Genomic DNA, 18,479 nt, shown 5'->3' with positions numbered 1-18,479 from the left:
ATCAGCCCATGTGGATCTGCTCGGCGTCCACCTTCACCAGCGCCTTGCTGGTGACGAAGGTGTTTTTCGCATGCAGGCGCAGGGTCTCGGCGGCCTGCATGTCGATCTGGCCCGCCCGCACCTGCTCGACTTCTTCGGTCAGGCGGAAGCTGGAGCGCGTGAGCACGCTCAGGCGATCGAGCACGGTCTCCAGCGTGCGGCCCACGAAGCGCGCGACGAGCGTGGTCACGCGCAGCTCGGCACCCCGGTATTCCATGTCCGCGATCTCGACCTGCGCGCGTTCGGCCTGCAGCGCCAGCGCGGGCGCGTTCAATGCGATGCGGCCTCGGCGCGAACGGATCGTGAGGTCGCCCTCGGTCACGATGTGCGACTGGCTGGTGTCCGCCTGCGTGACGACGGCGATCAGGTAGAGGCTCTCGCGGTGCGGCCCGGCCACGAGCACGGTGTCGCCCTTGCCGGGCTCGAGCAGGCAGCTCGCGGCGCGCGGGCAGTGCCAGCGATCGCCGCCGGCCTGGGGTTCGACCAGGAGGGCACCATCCGGTAGCTGCTCCACGACAGTGCCCAAGGCGCTGCCGGTCCAGGAAGGCGTGGCGGCCGCGGCAGGCGGCAGCGGTTTGCCCATCAGGGCTCGCATCTCGGCGGCATGGGGATTGCGGTCGGTGCCGTCGTCCTGGGATGGAGGCTGGGCGGCTTCTCGGGTGGCGTGGTGGTGATGGTTCATGGGGCGGTGTCCGGTGCATCGGGAGGCATCGGCCGTCCGAAGGTGTCGCGGCCCGCGCGCTGCGGCCGGCTCGAGCGCGCCGCCGAAAAGCGCTCGGCCTCGAACAGCGCGGGGTCGCTGTCGAGCACGCCGATGCGGTCGCTCCAGCGGCTGCCGGCCTGTATCGCACGGTGCGTCTGGGTTCGCTGGAAAGTGGCGCCGCGCAGGTCGGCGTCGCTGAGGTCGGCGTACGAGAAATCCGCATACACCAGCTGGCTGCGCGCGAACGACGTGCGCCGGCAGCGCGCGCGGTGGAACACGCACTGCTCCAGCCTGGCGCCGGACAGGTCGGCGTCGTCCAGCCATGCATCGATCCACAGGCTCTGGTCGAAATGTCCGCCGCGGGCGTCGGCATGGCGCAAGTCGGCTTCCGGAAAAAGACATTGGGGCGCGTGCACGCCCGTCAGCACCGCCCGCTCGAGCTTCGCGCCCTTGAAGTTGCACTGGCTCAGCCGCGCACCGGCAAAGTTGCAGGCCGCCAGGTCGGCGTCGATGAACTGGCAGAGATGAAACGACTGCGCCGAGAAATCCTGGCCCGCGAGCGCGGCCTCGCTGAAGATGACGTTGTGAAAGCTTGCGCCGCTGAAGCTCGCGCCGAGCAGCCCGGCGCGGTAATACACGGTGGTGTTCAGGGCGACCCCGTCGAAGCGCGTGCCGGCGAGGCTGCTCTCGCCGAACACCGACTTCGTGAGGTCTGCGCGTTCGAAGCTCGCATCGTCGAGCGTGCTCTGGTGGAAGGTGGCCTGGCCCAGGCGGGCTTCGGCAAAGTCGGCGCCCTGCAGGTCCGTCCCGGTGAAGACCGCATGCATCATCGCGGCCGACCGCAGGCTCGCGCGCGGCAGTCCGCAGCGGGTGAACGCGCAGTGCTGCAGGTCGGCGGCGTCGAGCATTGCGTCGTCGAAGCGGCAGGCGTCGAACACCGATTCGGACAGTTGCGTTCCGCAGAGGCTCGCGCGGCTGAAATCGCAGGTGCCGAAGGTGCCGCCGCGCAGGTCCAGTCCGTCGAAATTCATGCCCTTGAAGTCCTGGTCCTGGATGTGCTCGCCGCCGCGGATCTTGCCTGCCAGTTCGTCCCGCGTCATTGCGCGGGATCCGCGGCGCGGCGCGGGAGGGTCTTGGCCTGCTCTATGTAGGCACCGCGCGTCTCGGTCACGCTGTCCATCAGGGCCTGCGACACGTCGGCACGGAACAGGTTGGCCTCGCGCAGGTCAGTGCCTACCAGTCGTGCCTTCTGGAGGCTGGCATGCATGAGGTTGGCGCCGCGCAGCGAAGCCTGCGTGAAATCCGCCCGGATGAACAGGCTTTCGGGCGCGTCGATGGCGCCGAGGTCGGCGCCGGTGAAGCTGCTGGCGGAGAAGTCGCAAGTGTCGAGCGTCGCCCGCACGAAGCGGGCGCCATCCAGCGGCATGTCGCGCAGGCCGCATTGCACCAGCGTTGCAGCCTCGAAGTCCATGTTGCAGAGGCTGCTGGTGCCGACGAAGCAGGTGGTGCGCAGGGTCGCTTCGCGAAACACGATGCCGTCGTCTCCCGGCGTGTGGGCCCAGGCGCAGGCCTCGAGCTGCGCCCGCGTGAAGTCCAGCCGCGCCGCGACGCACGAGATCAGTCCCACCTTGTGGAGCGCGGCGCCGCGAAAGCTGCAATCCTGAAGCCGGCTTTGTTCGATGAAGGTCACGTAGGCCAAGCGGGCCTCGTCGAAGGTGCAGCGCTCGAAGTGCGCACCCAGAAGGTTCAGATGCTCGAGCACGGCGTTCGAGAAGTCGCAGGCCTCGAAGCGTGTTTTCTCGAGCGTGGTTTCGTGCATGCGCGCGCCGGTGAACGCGGTGTGCACGCACTGAACCATGCTCAGGTTGGCGCGGTGCAGCACAGAGCCGGCCAGCGAAGCGCGCGACAGCCGCGCGCGCACCAGCACGGCCTCGGTGGCATCGGCGCCGTCGAGCCGGGCGTGCTCGAGGTTCGCGCTTTCGAGCAGCGTGCGGTGCAGGCGCGCGCCGCGCAGGTCCATGCCCGACAGGTCGGCGCCCGTGAGATCCATGGCCGAGAGATCGCGGGTGGTGGCCATCGCCTCCTGCACGCGCTGGCGCACCTCGGCCGCGCGTTCGCCGGACATGGCATCGGCTGCGGACTGGTGCTGGGCGCCCATGCGGTACATGTCGAGCAGCCCGCGTTGCCCTCTTTCCAGCACCTGCTTGAACTCCCGCTGCTGGGTGGCCGGGAGCGCGGGCGTACCCGTCGCCTCGGCGATGCCGAGCATGCCTTTCAGCGCGGCCTTCGCGTCAAAGGCGGGTGGACCCTTGGTCGTCGTGCGATCGATGCCGGCCACCAGCTCGCCGGTGTCGAAGCCGACCTTGCGCGACTCCACCGCGTTGAGCCGGCCCAGCCGTTGAAGCTCTTTCCGCCCATCCTCGAGCCTGCGTCGCTGGTCCTGGGTGAAGATCCGCGTGCGCTCGATGAACTCGGGCAATTCGGCGAGCGTCGGCGCCTTGCGAAAGGGTTCGGGCGGCGTCCGCTCGCGCAAGAGACGCGGGTCGTGGCCGGCTTCACGCGCCTTTTGCATCATGTCTTCGCGCAGCCGTTGGCCGCGCTCGCGCATGTTGCGCACGAGCGCCGATTCTTCGTCGTCTTCCAGCGTGTCGAGCCAGGGGCCGATGGCCTCGGCGGGCAGCAGCTCGTCGTCGCGGGCCGCGTACAGCGCACCCGTCTCGGGATGGCAGCGGCGCTGCAGGATCGCGAAGTAGTGCGCGAGCGGCCGGGGCGGGTCGCCGGCGGCCTCGATGGCGGGCATCACGTGAGTGACGTCGTCGGCATCGTCTTCGGCAATGCCGATCTCGCCGTGGTAGATCAGCGCCACCTGCGCAAGGTGCGGAAAGAACCACGCCGTGGTGTGGCGCATGGGCACTTCGTCGAAGTGCTCCGGCTCGCGCTGGCCCGGTGCCGTCTTGCGGGCGATGAAGGCGCGTGTCCGCCAATCCGGCAGGTGGCCGCGCTGCACCGGCAGGGTGGGGTGCATGTTCCAGACTTCATAGGGCGTACCGCCGGGGATGCTGTCGCGGTCGGCCCAGCGCTGCTCCGGCGGCGCGGCATTGAAGAAGCGCCAATCCATGTCCTCGGAGAAGCCGGGGAACAGGTTCTCGCGCCAGTGCGAGTCGTAGTGCCGGCCGATCAGGCGCATGCGGCGTGGCCAGCTCAGGTCGATCGCGCCGAAGGAGGCCGGCTCCACCTCGCGGTCGGGGCGGTCGAGCCGGCGCAGCGGGTGCTCGATATTGGGCACGCGCTGCACGCCGAGTCCATTGACGATCTCCTGGGCATGGCCGATGCCGAGGGGGTTGTCGGCAAAGCCGGGGCCGCCATACGCGCGCGTCCAGTCCAGCCGCATCGAGTCGAAGGCCCGCGGCGCCGTGGCGCGGCCGTCCAGCCAGAAGCGGTCGCCGAAGACAAGCAGCTGTCGCTCGAGCCCGCCCACCCGCAGCGCGACGGCGCAGGCGGTCTTCTCCTGCTGGTGATGGGTGTAGGCATGGCCGGTCGCCAGGAATTCGGCGCACACCTTGGGGATGCCCAGGTCGATGGCGCCCATGGGCCCGAGCTCTTCGGCCGCCAGCTTCCAGAACTCCGGCTCGGGCAGCAACACGGGAGCCTCGCCCATCGACGCCATGCCCATGATGGTCACGCCCAGCCGCTGATGGCCGCCGCGCAGAAAGGGGCGCGTGATGACGCTCAGCCGCAGCGGCTTGACGGTTTTCATTGTCCGTAGGCCCTAACCCTGTGCGGGCGGTACTTCAAGAGGCGTCCGCTGCCTGTCCACGCACACCACGGCGGGATTGGCGGGGTCCTGCAAGAGATGGATGGTTGCACCGGGCACGGCGATCCGGGGCAGGAGCAGTTCGTCAACCAGCGTCCTGAGCACCACGGTCGGCAGCTGGGCCGCGGGCCCCATCTGCAGATCCAGTTCGAGCGCCACCATGCGTTGCCCATGGGTTCCGGGACTGGTGAGCTGGTGTTCCGAGCGCCGCACTTCGACCACGGTTCCCTGCGCGGGCACGCCGGTGCTGCCCAAGGCCTTGCCGACGCGCCGCTCCCTGGTGTACTTGCGCTGTTCGCGGGTGGCGACCACCGCCACCGAGATGCAGGCCACCAGCGCGCCGCCCATCATCACCGCGAAGATGCCCCACAGAATCTGCTCCCAGATGGCCATCGAGTTCCAGCGGCTCAGACCTTGACGGTCATGGCTTTCGCGGCGAACGCCAGGCCGCCGCTTGCGATCTTCATGCCGATGTTCGCCACCTTGAGCGCCGTGCCCCTGATCTCGGTCGCCTCGTTCTGCGCCCGGAACACCGCGACGTCGAGGCGGACGCCGGAAAACTGCGAGTTGAGGATGTAGTTCTGCTGGCGCAGCCCCCAGAGGTCCATCGCCATACCGACCGCGGAGAAGCGGAATCCCACGCCGCCGGCGCGGTGCAGGCGCCAGTCGCTGCTCTTGGCGTAGTTGTTGGTGTAGGTCTTCGAGTTGTTCGTGTAATCGTTCGTGATGTTGTTGTAGGTGTTCGACGTCGTGTTGTAGACGTTGGTATTGATGACGTGCTGCGTGGTGTTGTGGATGTGGTTCGTCGTGTTGAAGGTCACGTCCGGCGAGGTGTGAACCGTCGGGCCCGTCACGGTGGTGTTCGACGGTCCGTCGACCAGCACGGTGTTCGAGGTGTTGATGGTGTCGTTTCGCCCGCCGCTCACGAAGCGGATCTCCTGCCCGTCGATGGTGCCGTGGAAGCCGCCGGTGATCGCCAGTTTCACGCCGCCCGTGATGGTGTCGTCCAGCCCGCCGCTGAGCGTGCGCTTCTTTCCGCCCGAAATGGTCTGCGTGACGCCGCCCTTCACGGTTTCGCTGAAGCCGCCGGTGACATCGCGCGTGTCGCCGCCCGTGATGGTTTCTTGCGCGCCCGCGGTGATGTCGCGCGTTTCGCCACTCTTGTAGGTCGACGATTCATGCCCGCCGATGACCGTGGTGCGGGTGCCATCGGTGGTGTGCGTCTCGTCGGCTTCCACTTCGACGTCGAGGTTGCGCTCGGCATGCAGCAGGATCTGCTCGGCGCCCGTGCGGTCCTCGAAACGCAGCATGTTGGCCTGGTTGGCCGCGCCGCCCGTGCTCGAGCGCGTGAGGATGCCGCTGGCCGTGGCATTGGCGGGCAGCTCCCACGGCGGCATCTGGTCGTTGTTGTAGACACGGCCGGTGATGATGGGGCGGTCGGGCTCGCCGCCGATGAAATCGACGATCACTTCCTGGCCCACGCGCGGCATGTGCATGGTGCCGTAGTTGGCGCCGGCCCAGTTGCTGGACACGCGCACCCAGCACGAGCTGTTTTCATCCGACTGCCCATAGCGGTCCCAGCGGAACTGCAGCTTCACGCGGCCGAAGCGGTCGGTCCAGATCTCCTCCGGGCCGACGACGGTGGCGGTCTGCGGGCCGTTGGTGCGCGGCTTGGGCGTCTTGCGGGCGGGCCGGTAGGGCACGTTCGATGGCAGCACCGTGAAGTCGAACTGGCAGACCGACTCCGTGCTGCCGGTGGAGTATTCGGGCTCCTGCAGGTCGTAGCGGGTTTCGGTGACCAGGTACTCGCGGTTGTCCGACTCGCGCGGGCAATGCGTCATCTCGAACAGGTAGCCCGGCGCCATGCCCACCACGTTGGTATGGCCGGCGGCAAGCTCGTGCGCGCACTGCAGCTCCTGCAGCCGGATCTTCGCGTAGGTGTCGCCTTGCTGGTGCTCGCTGTAGCCGCCCAGCCATTCGTAGACTTCGTAGCTCGAATGATCGTGGCCCTTGGGGTCCTGCCGCACGCTTTGCAGTGAGGCGCGCGACTTCTTGAAGTCGAAGTCGTCCAGCATCACGCGGCCAGAGGTGATCTGCTCGGCCACGCGCCATTGGTCGATGCAGGGCTCCATGGCATGGAGCACGCGGTCGCGCGGGCGGTACGCAATGGTGGCGAAGCCCGGCAGCTTGCCGTAGCCGCCGGCGTCGTCGGCCAGCACCAGCAGGTGCGAACTCTTCGTGTGCTCGAAGTGGTAGGCGATGCCTTCGTGCTCCATGAGGCGGCTCACGAAAGCGAAATCGCTCTCCTGGTATTGCACGCAGTATTCCCAGGGGCGATAACTGCCCGTGAGGCGCTTCTCGAATTCGAAGCCGTACTTGCCCAGCACTTCGTCGAGCACCTCGGGCACGCTCTTGTTCTGGAAGATGCGGCAGTCGGTGGTGCGCGTGAGAAACCAGAGCCAGGGCTGCACCAGGGCACGGTACACGTAGTGGCGGCCGGTTTCGTTGGCACGGCCCACGAGTTCGAAGCGCACCACGGTGCCGTTCAGGTAGCGCGGTGCACCGCCGTCCGTGAGTTCGAGCGTGAGCGATGTGCCCAGCAGCTGCTTCAGGTCGAGGTTGAAGCTGGTGCTGACCATGTCGACCTCGAACTCGAACAACTGCGACAGTCCTTCATGTCCCCGCATGGCGCGAAACTTGAGTTGCTCGGCGCTGAGTACGGTGTGAACCTGGACGGTACGCGTCATTCCAATTTCCCTGACTCTTCCGGGGGCTTCTGCGGATGCAAGCCTTCGGTGCCAGTCTAGGAATTCCTTATGTCATATACATGACGCGAGGAGGCTGCGCTCTCTGTAAACGCAGCGCAAACAAAGCCCTTACAGGCCTTTCATCGAGCTGCTACATCGAGGCTTCGAGCATGGCCTGGTAATCGCTCCGCGAAGCCAGTCGCGGATTGGTCTTGTGGCAGTGGTCAGCCATGGCACCGTCGATGATTTGCTCGAACATGTCGGGCGTCACGCCCACTTCGGCCAGGCCCTTGGGCAGGCCAAGGCGCGCGTTCATGTCACGGATCGCATCGCCGAGATCGCCCACCGAATCGAGGTGCATGGCCTGCGCCATGCGCTGCAGCCGCTGCTCTTTCTGCACCGACTCGGCACCGGCATTGAAGTGGATCACCGCGGGCAGGAAGAGGGCGTTGAGCGTGCCGTGGTGCAGGCGCGGATCGACGCCGCCCAGGCTGTGGCTCAGCGAATGCACGCAGCCCAGGCCCTTCTGGAAGGCCATGGCGCCCTGCATCGAGGCGCTCATGAGGTTCAGGCGCGCCTCGCGGTCGCTGCCGTCCTTGGTGGCGCGTTCGATGTGCAGCCAGGCGCGCTCCAGGCCGTCGAGCCCGATGCCGTCGGCCGGAGGGTTGAAGGCGGCCGACATGAAGGTTTCCATGCAATGCGCAATCGCGTCCATGCCGGTGGCGGCCGTGAGCTTTGGGGGCAGGCCGAGCGTGAGCTCGGGGTCGCAGATGGCGGCCTTGGGCATCAGGAACCAGCTGTGGAAGCCGAGCTTGCGGTGGTCGTCGACGATGACGATGGCGCCTCGCGCCACCTCGCTGCCGGTGCCGCTGGTGGTGGGCACCGCAATCAGCGGCACCACGCGCTCGGTGATCTTGGGCGAGCCGCCTTCGATGGTGGCGTAGGTCTTGAGCGGGCCTTCGTGCGTGGCGGCAATCGCCACGCCCTTGGCGCAGTCGATGGCGGAGCCGCCGCCCACGGCAATGAGCCCGTCGCAGCGTGCGCTGCGGTACAACTCGACGGCCGCGCGCACGGCGGCCTCGGTGGGGTTGGAGGGCGTCTGGTCGAACACCGCCACTTCCAGATCGGCAATGGCATCGAGCGCTTTCTGCAGCACCCCGGCCGCGCGCACGCCCGCATCCGTGACGATCAGCGGGCGGTTGATGCCGATGCGCGCGCACTCGCTGGACAGCAGCTTGATGGCGCCGAATTCGAACTGGATCTGGGTGAGGTATTGGATGAGGGCCATGGGCGTGAATGCGTGGGGAAGTACGATTGCCGACCCTTCGAATCTAACAAGAGCAAACAGTCTTGCACATGAACAAAACCCTTGGCGCTGTCGCGCCGGGCACATTGCTGACCGCCAGGATGGCCAGCGTGGTCGAAAGAATGGCCCGCGCGGGCCATCCGAGCCTGGACCAGCTCACCCCCGAGGAGGCCAAGGCCTCGTACGAAAAAGGCGCCGGCGTGCTCGAGGTGCCCAAGCCCGATCTCGCACGCATCGAAGACATCGGCGTTCGCGTGCGCGACGGCTTCGAGCTTCCGATGCGGCTCTATGCACCATCGCTCGAGAAGCTGCCCGTATTGGTGTACTTCCACGGTGGCGGCTTCACGGTGGGCAACATCCGCACCCACGACACGCTGTGCCGCGTGCTGAGCATGAAGAGCGGCTGCGCGGTGGTGTCGGTCGACTACCGGCTGGCGCCCGCGCACAAGTTTCCGACGGCTTCGAACGACGCCTGGGATGCGTTCGCCTTCATTGCGAACGAAGGCGCGCGCCTGGGCGTCGACGCGAGCCGGCTCGCCGTGGGCGGCGACAGCGCCGGCGGCACGCTGGCCGCGGTGTGCGCCATTCTTGCGCGCGATGCGGGCCTGCCGCTCGCGCTGCAGATGCTGATCTATCCCGGCACCACGGCGCACCAGGACACCGCCTCGCACCTGCGCTATGCCGATGGCCCCTTGCTCACCAAGGCGCTGATCGACTATTTCTTCGGCCAGTACGTGCGTACGCCGGCCGACCGCGACGACTGGCGCTTTGCGCCGCTGCTGGCCGCCGATGTCGACGATGTGGCGCCGGCCTGGATCGGCCTGGCCGAATGCGACCCCGTGGTGGACGAAGGCATTGCCTACGCCGACAAGCTGCGCGCCGCGGGCGTGGCGGTCGATATCGAGATCTACCGCGGCGTGATCCACGAATTCTTGAAAATGGGCCGCGCCATCCCCGAGGCGCTGCAGGCGCAGGACGATGCGGCGCGCGCACTCACAGAGGCTCTGAAACCATGACCGAAGAAACCGTCCCCCAGAGAAAAGACTTCCGCTTCTTTCACCGCCTGCGCGTGCGCTGGGCCGAAGTCGACATGCAGAAGATCGTGTTCAACGCGCACTACCTGATGTACTTCGACACGGCCATTTCCGACTACTGGCGCGCGCTCGCGCTGCCCTACGAGGAGGCCATGCATTCCCTGGGCGGCGATCTCTACGTGCGCAAGGCGACCGTGGACTTTCGTGCTTCCGCGCGCGTGGACGACGTGATCGACGTGGCCATGAAGTGCGCGCGCATCGGCAACTCGTCCATCGTCTTCGACGGCGCGCTGTTCCGGCAGGACCAGTACCTGGTGGGCTGCGAACTCGTCTATGTGTTTGCCGACCCCGCTACGCAGACCTCCAGGCCGGTGCCGCCTGCCTTGCGCGAAATTCTCACGGGCTTCGAAGCCGGAGAGCCGATGCGCACGGTGGAAACAGGCGACTGGCAAACCCTGGGTGAAGGAGCGGGCGCATTGCGCCGAGCCGTTTTCATCGAGGAGCAGAACATTCCCAAGGAACTGGAATGGGACGAGCACGATGCGGTGGTGCTGCATGCGGTGGCCCGCAACCGGCTCGGCCAGGTCATTGCGACCGGCCGGCTGCTGGACGCCGTGGACGGCACGGCCATGCTCGGCCGCATGGCCGTGCACCGCGTGCTGCGCAGCGGCGGGCACGGCGCCGCGGTGATGCGCGCGCTTGAGGCCGCCGCCAAGGCGCGCGGCGACCGCGAGATCGGCCTGCACGCGCAGCGCAGCGCGGAGCGCTTCTATGCGCGGCTGGGCTACACGGTGCACGGCGAGCCTTTCGAGGAAGCCGGCATCCCGCACATCGAGATGCGGCGCTCGCTGGATCAGTAGCGTGCCGGCGGGTCGGGCACGTAGCCCGTCTCCGAACCCGGGAAGGCCGACGGACCTTCGGGGCGCGGCCAGCGCGGCGGGGGCGGTGGCACCGGAATCACGCCCGCGGCAATGAGGTTGTCGCGGCTGTCGTAGCGGATGCGGACCACTTCGTCGGGCGTGGACTGCGCGCGCTCGAAGGTGGTATGGCCGACATGCGAGGTCTCGCGCCGGCCATGGGCGGTGCCCAGGCTCGGGGCGGGGGGCGACTGCCGGGCCAGGCCGCCCTTTGCCGATGCAGCGGATTCAGTGCCCAAGGCACTGTCGGCGGAGCGGGCCTGTGCCGCAGGTGCGGCCGGCGCAGCCTCCGCCACGGCCGAGGGCGCCTCGCTGCGGCGCTCCATCTCGCGGCTGGAGCTGCTGCTGCCGTCACGGCGCGGCAACGCGATGGGCGGCGGCGGAGGCTGCACGCGCTCACGGAACATCGCGACGCCGATCACGCCCACGTCGTCCGGCCGGCCGGTGCGGCTCGCATACGAATTGGCGATCGACGTGAATTCGAAGGCCGCGATCTGCGAGTCGCTCTTGCGCCAACCCGTGATGTCGCTGCGCTCGCCGCCGGAAAACACATAGCCGTTCTGCAGCACGCCCGCGGTTTCCCCGGTGACGACGTTGACGCCGTCCACCGACATCACGGCCATGATGCGCTCGCCCATCGCATTGCGTGCGCGGATCGCATAGCGCGCGCCGGGCCGTCCGGCGACCCAGTATTCGCCGCGGTGGCGGTAGATGGGCAGTTCGCGGCCGCTGGTGCGGTCGACCACGCTGATCTGCATCAGCGAGCCGATGCGGTCGTATGCAGAAGGCGGCGAGGGCGGCCGCACCGGGCTTTCGGCGCAGGCCGAGAGGGCGGCCAATGCGAGGGCGGTCGAGAAGAGGATGCTGCGCTTCATGATGGTCTTCCTTGCCAGGAGTGGATCGGTACGGCTTCTACGCAGCAGCACCGGCGGCAGGGTTAAACGCGCGCAAAAAAAATGGCGCTGCCTCTTTCTGGGCAGCGCCAAGCGTCCATGTCTCGGACGCCGGGGGATTCGAAACGGCTAGATGTCTTCGAGCAAGGGGTAGGGCAGCGGCTCGACCGTGAGCGCCGGCCCGTCGGCGCCGCCGGCACGCAGACCGCCGGTCTCGAGGGCCGAAATCTGGATCGAGATCAGCGCGGCCCAGCCGCCGCCGGGTGCCGGCGCGGCCTGCGCCACTGTGCCCACGGGCTGCTCGGCGTCGGCGGCGGCGAACACTTCCTGCCCCGCGCTCACCGGCGCATCGGCCTGCACGAGGTAGGTACGGCGCTTCAACGTGCCGCGAAACTGGCTGCGTGCGACGATCTCCTGGCCGGGGTAGCAGCCCTTCTTGAAGTTCACGCCGCCCACGGATTCATAGTTGATCATCTGCGGCACGAAGGCTTCGACCACTGGCGTGGTCAAGGTCACGATGCCGCTGCGAACTTCGCTCCACTGCCAGAGTTCGGCGTCCAGCGGCGAGCCGGCGGGCGCCGGGCCGCCGGCAGGCGCGATCCACATGGCGCGCGGCACGCCGTCGGCCGGATAGAGCGACACCGCGCTGATGTCTTCGCCGATGGCCGTGCGCTGGCCGGGCAGGGCCGCGGCATCGAGGCCGTTGGCGGCCAGCGCGGTGCCGGCAAGGCCATACAGCGCGAACTGTTCCGTGGCGTCGGTGAGTTTGGCCTTGGCGCGCAGCACGTACATCGACAGGCGCTTGAGCGTGGCGGCCAGGATGTCGCGGCTGCAGACCAGCAGCACCAGCTCAGAATGCGGCCGGATGCCGACAAAGCTCGCGATCACGCGGCCCTTGGCAGTGCAAAGCGCGGCCAGGCGGGCCTCGGCGGCGCCGAGCAGCGCGAAATCCTGGGTGAGCTGCCCGTGCAGGAAGCTCGCGGCATCCGGTCCCTCGGCACGGATCACGCCAAGGTGGGAAAGAGCGGTAACACCATTGAGAACGACAGTAGTCATCGCTGAATTATCATGGTCGGAGCCGTTCCGTCCGGTCCGCAGGGAATCCCGCCCCGCTTCCCGCAAGGCCACCGACTTTTCGCCCTGATTCGTTTTTCTTTTCTCCGCTCATTCATCGGACCCGTGCGCCGCTTCTTCCTCACGCTTTTTCTGCTGGCCGCCCTGGCTGCGCTCGGCCTCGGCGCCGCCGGACTCTGGTGGGTGCACCAGCCACTCAAGCTGCCCGCACCCAGCCTCGATCTTTCCGTGGAGCCCGGCACGACGCCGCGCGGCGTTGCGCAGGCGGTGGCCGACGCCGGCGCCGACGTGCAGCCGCAACTGCTTTACTTCTGGTTCCGCATTTCGGGGCAAGACCGCCAGATTCGCGCCGGCAGCTACGAGCTGGAGCGCGGCATCACGCCCAAGATGCTGCTGAACGTGCTGGTGCGCGGCGAAGAAGCCACCCGCAGCCTGGTGCTGGTCGAGGGCTGGAACTTCCGGCAGGTGCGTGCGGCCCTGGCCAAGGCCGAGCAACTCAAGCCCGAGACTGTCGGCATGCCCGACGACGCGCTGATGGCCAGGCTGGGCCGGCCCGGCGTGCACCCCGAGGGCCGCTTTTTCCCGGACACGTACACCTATTCGAAGGGCTCCACCGACATCGCGCTGCTGCAGCGTGCCATGCGGGCCATGGACAAGAAGCTGGAAGCCGCGTGGGCGGCCCGGGCAGCCGATCTGCCGATCAAATCGGCAGACGAAGCGCTTATTCTGGCCAGCATTGTCGAAAAGGAGACAGGAAAAGCCAAGGACCGCGCCGAGATTGCCGCCGTGTTCGTCAACCGGCTGCGCACCGGCATGCCGCTGCAGACCGACCCGACCGTGATCTACGGCCTGGGCACCGCCTTCGACGGCAACCTGCGCAAGAAGGACCTGCTGGCCGACACGCCCTGGAACACCTACACGCGCGGCGGCCTGCCGCCCACGCCCATAGCCATGCCGGGCAAGGCGGCGCTGCTGGCGGCGGTGCAGCCGGCGCAAAGCAAGTCGCTGTACTTCGTTTCGCGCGGCGACGGCACCAGCCAGTTCAGCAGTTCGCTCGACGACCACAACCGCGCGGTCAACCGCTACCAGCGCGGTGGCAGCAGCAACAGTGGCGAACCCAAACCGAAGGTTGCGCAATGAATGATGGCCTGTTTCTGACGCTCGAGGGCATCGACGGTGCGGGCAAGTCGAGCCATCTGGACGCAATGGAGGCGCTTTTCAGGGGGCAGGGTCGCACGGTGGTGCGCACGCGGGAGCCCGGCGGCACGCCGCTGGCCGAAACCTTGCGCGGCCTCATCCTCGAGCAGCCGATGGACCCGCTGACCGAGTCGCTCCTGGTGTTCGCGGCGCGTCGCGACCACGTCACGCGGGTGATCGAGCCGGCACTGGCTCGCGGCGACGTGGTGCTGTGCGACCGCTTCACCGACGCCACCTTTGCCTACCAGGGCGCAGGCCGCGATTTCGACGCAGAGGTGCTCTCGACGCTGGAGCAATGGGTGCAGGGCAGGGCAGCTCCCGCCGATGCATTTCGGCTGCTGCAGCCCCACGTCACGCTGTGGTTCGACCTGGCGCCCGAGGTCGCCGCCCAGCGGCTGGCCGGCGCCCGTTTGCCCGACAAGTTCGAGTCGCAGCCGGTCGAATTCTTCCGGCGCGTTGCGGCGGGCTACGCGGCCCGCGCAGCCGCCGATGCGGAGCGCTTCGTGCGCATCGACGCCAGCCAGACACGAGACCAGGTCTGGCAGCAGGTCGAGACGGCGCTTGTCGCGCGCGGCGCCTTGGCACCCGCAAGCGGAGCGGCACCATGAGCACGCCGGCGCTTTCGCCCTGGCTGCATCGGCCGCTCGCGGAACTGCTGCGCCAGCGCGGCCATGCCTGGCTGCTGCAGGGCCCTTCGGGCCTGGGCCAATACGAACTCGCGCTGGCGCTTGCCGCCGCCTGGCTGTGCGAGCAGCCGAAGGCGCAAGAGGGCGGTGCCGCCTGCGGCCATTGCCCGAGCTGCCATTCGATCGAAGTCCGAACCCACGCCGACCTTTGCGTGCTGATGCCCGAGGTGGCCATGCAGGAACTCGGCTGGCCGCTCGATGAAAAGGCGCAGGCCGACATCGACGACAAGAAGCGCAAGCCGAGCCGCGAGATCCGCGTCGAGGCCATGCGCGATGCGGTCGGCTTTGCCCAGCGCACCAGCGCGCGCGGCCGCGGCAAGGTGGTGCTGGTGTATCCCGCCGAGCGCATGAACACCATCACCGCCAATGCGTTGCTCAAGACGCTCGAGGAGCCGGTCGGCGATGTGCGCTTTGTGCTGGCCAGCGAGGCCGCATGGCAACTGCTGCCCACCATCCGCAGCCGCTGCCTGGGCTTCACGCTGCCATGGCCCGCCACGGCCGAAGCCGAAGCCTGGCTGGTGGCGCACGACGTACCGGCTGCGGACGCGGCGGCCTTGCTGCGTACCGCCGGTGGCCGGCCGAGCGACGCGCTACGGCTTGCACGCTCCGGCCAGTCGCCCAAGGCCTGGTCGCTGCTGCCCAAGGCCATTTCGCGCGGCGACGTCGCGGCGCTGGCGGACCAGGCGCCCTCGCAAGCCATCAGCGCGCTGCAGAAGCTCTGCCACGACCTGATGGCCGTCGGCAGCGGCGCCGAGCCGCGCTTTTTCGAGCCCGCCGACCTGCCGGCCGCCGTGCCTTCGCACCTGGCGTTGGCGCGCTGGTCGAAGTCGCTCGCCAACGCGGCCAGAACCGCCGAACACCCCTTCAATGCGGGCCTCATGCTGGAAGCGCTTGTGAGCGAAGCGCGAACCACCCTAAACTCTGCTCCTCGCCGCCCATGAACCAACCAGCCGCCCCCGCCGCCGCCGCAACGCCTCAACGGCCGAGCGTGATCCAGCTTGCCATCAAGGAAAAGGGCGCGCTCTATGCCGCCTACATTCCGCTTTTTGCGGAGGGCGGCATCTTCATTCCGACCTCGCGCGAATACCGCCTGGGCGACGACGTCTACGTGCTGCTGACGCTGCCCGAAGACCCGCAGCGCTACCCGGTGGCCGGCAAGGTTGCGTGGATCACGCCGCAACGCGCCGCCGGCAATCGGGCGCCGGGCGTAGGCATCCGGTTCCCGTCGGACGAAAAATCGCGCCAGCTCAAGGCCCGCATCGAAGCGGCCCTCGGCGGCTCGATGGCTTCTGACCGTCCCACCCAAACGATCTAGGCTCGCCCCAGGCTGCGCGCACTTCGTGCCGCTGCGCCAACCCCCAACCGGGGGCGACACGAGGGGCCCGGCAAAGCTGGTTCCTCGGTGTCCCTGGCATAAGCCAGACAATCAGCGCCATGTTCACCGATTCCCACTGCCACCTCACATTCCCCGAGTTCGCGGACCAGATGCCGCAAATCCGCGCCGCCATGGCCGAGGCACAGGTCGATCGTGCCCTGTGCATCTGCACCAAACTCGAAGAGTTCGACGAGGTGCAGGCGCTGGCGGCCCGCTACGACAACTTTTGGGCCAGCGTGGGCGTGCATCCCGACAACGAGGACATCGCCGAGCCCACAGTGGACGACCTGGTGCGCCGCGCGGCCATGCCCCGCGTGGTGGCCATTGGCGAAACCGGCCTCGACTACTACCAGATGGAAGAGCGCAAGGGTGGCCGCAGCATTTCCGACATGGAATGGCAGCGCGACCGCTTTCGCGTGCACATCCGCGCGGCGCAGCAGACCCGCCTGCCGCTCGTCATTCACACCCGCGAAGCTTCGGCCGACACGCTGGCCATCCTCAAGGAGGAGGGCGAAGACGGCTCAGGCAATGCCGCGGGCGGCGTGTTCCATTGCTTCACCGAAACCGCCGAAGTCGCCCGCGCGGCGCTCGACCTGGGCTTCTACATTTCGTTTTCGGGCATCCTGACCTTCAAGAAGGCGCAGGACCTGCGCGACGTGGCGGCCTTCGTGCCGCTCGACCGGATACTGATCGAGACCGACAGCCCCTATCTGGCCCCGGTGCCGTACCGCGGCAAGACCAACAATCCGTCCTACGTGCCTTTTGTGGCGAAGCAGATTGCCGAACTGCGCAAGCTGCCGCTCGAAGCCGTGGCGAAGGCCACCAGCGACAACTTCGAAACGCTGTTCAAGGGAGTAAAAGCAACATGAAGAAATACATCAAGAAGTTCATTTATCTTGCTGTTGCAGCAGCAACTTTTACCGCACACGCGGGTTCGTTCGAAGACTTTTTCCGGGCCGTGCGCGGAGACAACGCCAGCGGCGTGCGTACGCTGCTTAACCGCGGCTTCGACCCCAACACGCGCGACGAGCATGGCCAGACCGGCCTCATCATCGCCTTGCGCGAACCGTCGCCCAAGGTGGCGCAGGTGCTGCTCGAGTCGCCGCAGACCGACGTCGATCTGGCCAACGCCAAGGACGAGACGCCGTTGATGCTGGCGGCCATCAAGGGCCAGCAAGACCTCGTCACCCAGCTGCTGAAGCGAGACGCCGCCGTCAACAAGACCGGCTGGACGCCGCTGCACTATGCGGCCAGCAGCGGCCAGCTGACCATCATGAAGGTGCTGCTCGACAACTACGCATTCATCGACGCGCAATCGCCCAACGGCACCACGCCGCTCATGATGGCCGCGATGTACGGATCGACCGAAGCGGTGAAGCTGCTGCTGGCCGAAGGTGCCGACACCGCCATGAAGAACCAGCTCGGCATGACCGCGGCGGACTTTGCCACCAAGGCAAACCGCCCCGAAGCCGCGCAGCTGATTGCCGCGGCCGCCGAGACAAAGGCCGGCCCCAAGCCCGTGCCCAAGGACGGCAAATGGTGAAGCCGGCGGTGCTCGTCAAAGCCTGAATTCGCCGGGTTTGCGCAGGCCCGGAAAAGCACTCAAAAGGGCGCCTGCACAGTCGTGCGAGACTCTCCGTAGAAGGAGAAGCAGAGATGAATACGTTCCTATTCATGGTCTTTTTGTTGGCCGTGGGATTGCTTGCGTTCGTGATGGTCGCCAAGAAGAAGTCAGCGCAAAACAGCAGCGGCTTCGTCGACAAGCCCAAGGCCCGGCCGCCGCTCACTGCACGCGAGCAGGCCATGTACAACCGGCTCGTGCAAACGCTGCCGGATCTCGTGGTGCTGCCGCAGGTCAGCTTCGGTGCCTTGCTCACGGCCCGCACGCGCGCGGCGCGAAGCTCGTTCAGCCGCAAGATCGCCGACTTCGTCGTGTGCGACCGCTCGTTCAAGGTCGTCGCCGTGGTCGCATTCGGCGGCGACAAGGTCAACAGGGGCAAGTCGCAACGCGACCTGGACCGGGAGGCGCTGCTGGTGGAGGCCGGCTACCGCGTGCTGCGTTATCCCAGGGTTCCCGACGTGGGGCGTGTCGAGGCGGACTTCGATCCGACGATGGCATCCGTGAGCCCCATGGGGTCCTGAGGGCTTTCCTTGGGCCGCTCGATTGCCGGCAGAGCCAGACGCCCCACAAATAACACAATGTGCATTATGTTAAATGACATGCATGTGTGTGCAAGTTCGTCTTGAAGGACCTCGCGTGATGCTCAGCCAAGCCACCACCACTCTCGACTTCGATACCGCTGGCCGCGGTCTCCTGGAAATCACCACGGCCGTGGCGCAATGGGTGGAACGCACCGGCTACCAAACCGGGTTGCTGACGCTCTTCATTCGCCATACCTCGGCCAGCCTGCTGGTGCAGGAAAACGCCGATCCGGATGTGCAGGCGGACCTCGACCGCTTTCTTGCACGGCTGGTGCCCGACGGCGATCCGTTGTTCAGGCATCGCGACGAAGGGCCGGACGACATGCCGGCCCACGTGCGTTCGGCGCTCACGGCCGTCCAGCTTTCGATTCCGGTGGCCAACGGCCGCATGGCGCTGGGCACCTGGCAGGGCATCTATCTTTGGGAACACCGGAAGCGGCCGCATCGAAGGCAAGTGGTATTGCATCTGATGGGGTCGTAGCGGCTCCCCTG

Annotated in this window: 18 protein-coding genes; 10 read left to right on the top strand and 8 right to left on the bottom strand. The window is 67.4% G+C overall.

All coding sequences use genetic code 11. The features are described from left to right. Nucleotide 1 precedes the first annotated feature (1 nt). From ACAM55_RS11510 to ACAM55_RS11485, 6 genes are all read right to left on the bottom strand, one after another. Nucleotides 2–721, bottom strand: coding sequence for a DUF3540 domain-containing protein (locus ACAM55_RS11510; protein ID WP_369656121.1), 720 nt, complete (start codon nt 719–721; stop codon nt 2–4). Continuing rightward, nucleotides 718–1,842 carry a pentapeptide repeat-containing protein gene (locus tag ACAM55_RS11505; protein WP_369656120.1) on the bottom strand — a complete coding sequence of 375 codons (1,125 nt, stop codon included), beginning with the start codon at nt 1,840–1,842 and terminating at the stop codon, nt 718–720. Before ACAM55_RS11505 ends, ACAM55_RS11510 begins: the two co-directional genes overlap by 4 nt. Continuing rightward, the gene (locus tag ACAM55_RS11500; RefSeq protein ID WP_369656119.1) at nt 1,839–4,499 is read right to left on the bottom strand and encodes a DUF2169 domain-containing protein; all 2,661 of its coding nucleotides are present in this window, start codon (nt 4,497–4,499) and stop codon (nt 1,839–1,841) included. The genes ACAM55_RS11505 and ACAM55_RS11500 overlap by 4 nt, the downstream gene beginning before the upstream one ends. 12 nt (nt 4,500–4,511) lie before the next feature. Next, entirely contained in the window at nt 4,512–4,949 is a 438-nt protein-coding gene (locus ACAM55_RS11495; protein ID WP_369656118.1) for a hypothetical protein, read from the bottom strand. Nucleotides 4,950–4,963: 14 nt separating this feature from the next. After that, nucleotides 4,964–7,303, bottom strand: a complete 2,340-nt coding sequence (tssI, locus tag ACAM55_RS11490; RefSeq protein ID WP_369656117.1) for a type VI secretion system tip protein TssI/VgrG — start codon at nt 7,301–7,303, stop codon at nt 4,964–4,966. Nucleotides 7,304–7,454: 151 nt separating this feature from the next. Further along, nucleotides 7,455–8,591 carry an iron-containing alcohol dehydrogenase gene (locus ACAM55_RS11485; protein ID WP_369656116.1) on the bottom strand — a complete coding sequence of 379 codons (1,137 nt, stop codon included), beginning with the start codon at nt 8,589–8,591 and terminating at the stop codon, nt 7,455–7,457. Between the two features lie 68 nt (nt 8,592–8,659). Here ACAM55_RS11485 and ACAM55_RS11480 point away from each other — a divergent pair, with 68 nt between their 5' ends. Continuing rightward, nucleotides 8,660–9,625, top strand: a complete 966-nt coding sequence (locus ACAM55_RS11480; protein ID WP_369656115.1) for an alpha/beta hydrolase — start codon at nt 8,660–8,662, stop codon at nt 9,623–9,625. Next, nucleotides 9,622–10,503 (top strand): YbgC/FadM family acyl-CoA thioesterase, encoded by an 882-nt coding sequence (locus tag ACAM55_RS11475; protein WP_369656114.1) that lies wholly within the window; start codon nt 9,622–9,624, stop codon nt 10,501–10,503. Before ACAM55_RS11480 ends, ACAM55_RS11475 begins: the two co-directional genes overlap by 4 nt. Here the strand turns inward: ACAM55_RS11475 and ACAM55_RS11470 are convergent. Continuing rightward, on the bottom strand, nt 10,497–11,435 hold the full coding sequence (locus ACAM55_RS11470) for a hypothetical protein (protein WP_369656113.1): 939 nt from the start codon (nt 11,433–11,435) through the stop codon (nt 10,497–10,499). The genes ACAM55_RS11475 and ACAM55_RS11470 overlap by 7 nt on opposite strands. Before the next feature lie 147 nt (nt 11,436–11,582). Then, a complete protein-coding gene (locus ACAM55_RS11465) occupies nt 11,583–12,509 on the bottom strand; it encodes a folate-binding protein YgfZ (protein WP_369656112.1) in 927 nt (308 codons plus the stop codon). A 123-nt stretch (nt 12,510–12,632) separates the two neighbouring features. Here ACAM55_RS11465 and mltG point away from each other — a divergent pair, with 123 nt between their 5' ends. From mltG to ACAM55_RS11425, 8 genes are all read left to right on the top strand, one after another. Next, complete coding sequence (mltG, locus tag ACAM55_RS11460; protein WP_369656111.1) at nt 12,633–13,667, top strand: endolytic transglycosylase MltG; 1,035 nt, start codon at nt 12,633–12,635, stop codon at nt 13,665–13,667. Then, complete coding sequence (gene tmk / locus ACAM55_RS11455; protein WP_369656110.1) at nt 13,664–14,332, top strand: dTMP kinase; 669 nt, start codon at nt 13,664–13,666, stop codon at nt 14,330–14,332. The genes mltG and tmk overlap by 4 nt, the downstream gene beginning before the upstream one ends. Next, nucleotides 14,329–15,351 carry a DNA polymerase III subunit delta' gene (locus ACAM55_RS11450; RefSeq protein ID WP_369656109.1) on the top strand — a complete coding sequence of 341 codons (1,023 nt, stop codon included), beginning with the start codon at nt 14,329–14,331 and terminating at the stop codon, nt 15,349–15,351. Before tmk ends, ACAM55_RS11450 begins: the two co-directional genes overlap by 4 nt. Beyond that, on the top strand, nt 15,348–15,725 hold the full coding sequence (locus tag ACAM55_RS11445; RefSeq protein WP_055806688.1) for a PilZ domain-containing protein: 378 nt from the start codon (nt 15,348–15,350) through the stop codon (nt 15,723–15,725). The genes ACAM55_RS11450 and ACAM55_RS11445 overlap by 4 nt, the downstream gene beginning before the upstream one ends. Before the next feature lie 119 nt (nt 15,726–15,844). Next, nucleotides 15,845–16,654 (top strand): TatD family hydrolase, encoded by an 810-nt coding sequence (locus ACAM55_RS11440; RefSeq protein ID WP_369656108.1) that lies wholly within the window; start codon nt 15,845–15,847, stop codon nt 16,652–16,654. Next, the gene (locus ACAM55_RS11435; protein WP_369656107.1) at nt 16,651–17,328 is read left to right on the top strand and encodes an ankyrin repeat domain-containing protein; all 678 of its coding nucleotides are present in this window, start codon (nt 16,651–16,653) and stop codon (nt 17,326–17,328) included. The genes ACAM55_RS11440 and ACAM55_RS11435 overlap by 4 nt, the downstream gene beginning before the upstream one ends. A 113-nt stretch (nt 17,329–17,441) precedes the next feature. Then, entirely contained in the window at nt 17,442–17,927 is a 486-nt protein-coding gene (locus ACAM55_RS11430) for a DUF2726 domain-containing protein (RefSeq protein WP_369656106.1), read from the top strand. A gap of 118 nt (nt 17,928–18,045) precedes the next feature. Continuing rightward, the gene (locus tag ACAM55_RS11425; RefSeq protein WP_369656105.1) at nt 18,046–18,468 is read left to right on the top strand and encodes a secondary thiamine-phosphate synthase enzyme YjbQ; all 423 of its coding nucleotides are present in this window, start codon (nt 18,046–18,048) and stop codon (nt 18,466–18,468) included. The last annotated feature ends 11 nt before the right edge of the window (nt 18,469–18,479 follow it).

Origin of the sequence: Variovorax sp. V213 (genome assembly GCF_041154455.1) — a bacterium.
GTDB lineage: Bacteria > Pseudomonadota > Gammaproteobacteria > Burkholderiales > Burkholderiaceae_C > Variovorax.
Note: the sequence above shows the minus strand (reverse complement) of the source record. Positions and strands in the feature narration are given on the sequence as shown.

Bases quoted from the DNA above. Each gene is read 5' to 3' on its own strand.
- ACAM55_RS11495 (WP_369656118.1), bottom strand. From the start codon at position 4,949: ATGGCCATCTGGGAGCAGATTCTGTGGGGCATCTTCGCGGTGATGATG.
- ACAM55_RS11465 (WP_369656112.1), bottom strand. From the start codon at position 12,509: ATGACTACTGTCGTTCTCAATGGTGTTACCGCTCTTTCCCACCTTGGC.
- ACAM55_RS11485 (WP_369656116.1), bottom strand. From the start codon at position 8,591: ATGGCCCTCATCCAATACCTCACCCAGATCCAGTTCGAATTCGGCGCC.
- ACAM55_RS11510 (WP_369656121.1), bottom strand. From the start codon at position 721: ATGAACCATCACCACCACGCCACCCGAGAAGCCGCCCAGCCTCCATCC.
- ACAM55_RS11445 (WP_055806688.1), top strand. From the start codon at position 15,348: ATGAACCAACCAGCCGCCCCCGCCGCCGCCGCAACGCCTCAACGGCCG.
- ACAM55_RS11430 (WP_369656106.1), top strand. From the start codon at position 17,442: ATGAATACGTTCCTATTCATGGTCTTTTTGTTGGCCGTGGGATTGCTT.
- tmk (WP_369656110.1), top strand. From the start codon at position 13,664: ATGAATGATGGCCTGTTTCTGACGCTCGAGGGCATCGACGGTGCGGGC.
- ACAM55_RS11480 (WP_369656115.1), top strand. From the start codon at position 8,660: ATGAACAAAACCCTTGGCGCTGTCGCGCCGGGCACATTGCTGACCGCC.
- ACAM55_RS11440 (WP_369656108.1), top strand. From the start codon at position 15,845: ATGTTCACCGATTCCCACTGCCACCTCACATTCCCCGAGTTCGCGGAC.
- ACAM55_RS11450 (WP_369656109.1), top strand. From the start codon at position 14,329: ATGAGCACGCCGGCGCTTTCGCCCTGGCTGCATCGGCCGCTCGCGGAA.
- ACAM55_RS11470 (WP_369656113.1), bottom strand. From the start codon at position 11,435: ATGAAGCGCAGCATCCTCTTCTCGACCGCCCTCGCATTGGCCGCCCTC.
- ACAM55_RS11435 (WP_369656107.1), top strand. From the start codon at position 16,651: ATGAAGAAATACATCAAGAAGTTCATTTATCTTGCTGTTGCAGCAGCA.
- ACAM55_RS11500 (WP_369656119.1), bottom strand. From the start codon at position 4,499: ATGAAAACCGTCAAGCCGCTGCGGCTGAGCGTCATCACGCGCCCCTTT.
- ACAM55_RS11425 (WP_369656105.1), top strand. From the start codon at position 18,046: ATGCTCAGCCAAGCCACCACCACTCTCGACTTCGATACCGCTGGCCGC.
- tssI (WP_369656117.1), bottom strand. From the start codon at position 7,303: ATGACGCGTACCGTCCAGGTTCACACCGTACTCAGCGCCGAGCAACTC.
- ACAM55_RS11475 (WP_369656114.1), top strand. From the start codon at position 9,622: ATGACCGAAGAAACCGTCCCCCAGAGAAAAGACTTCCGCTTCTTTCAC.
- ACAM55_RS11505 (WP_369656120.1), bottom strand. From the start codon at position 1,842: ATGACGCGGGACGAACTGGCAGGCAAGATCCGCGGCGGCGAGCACATC.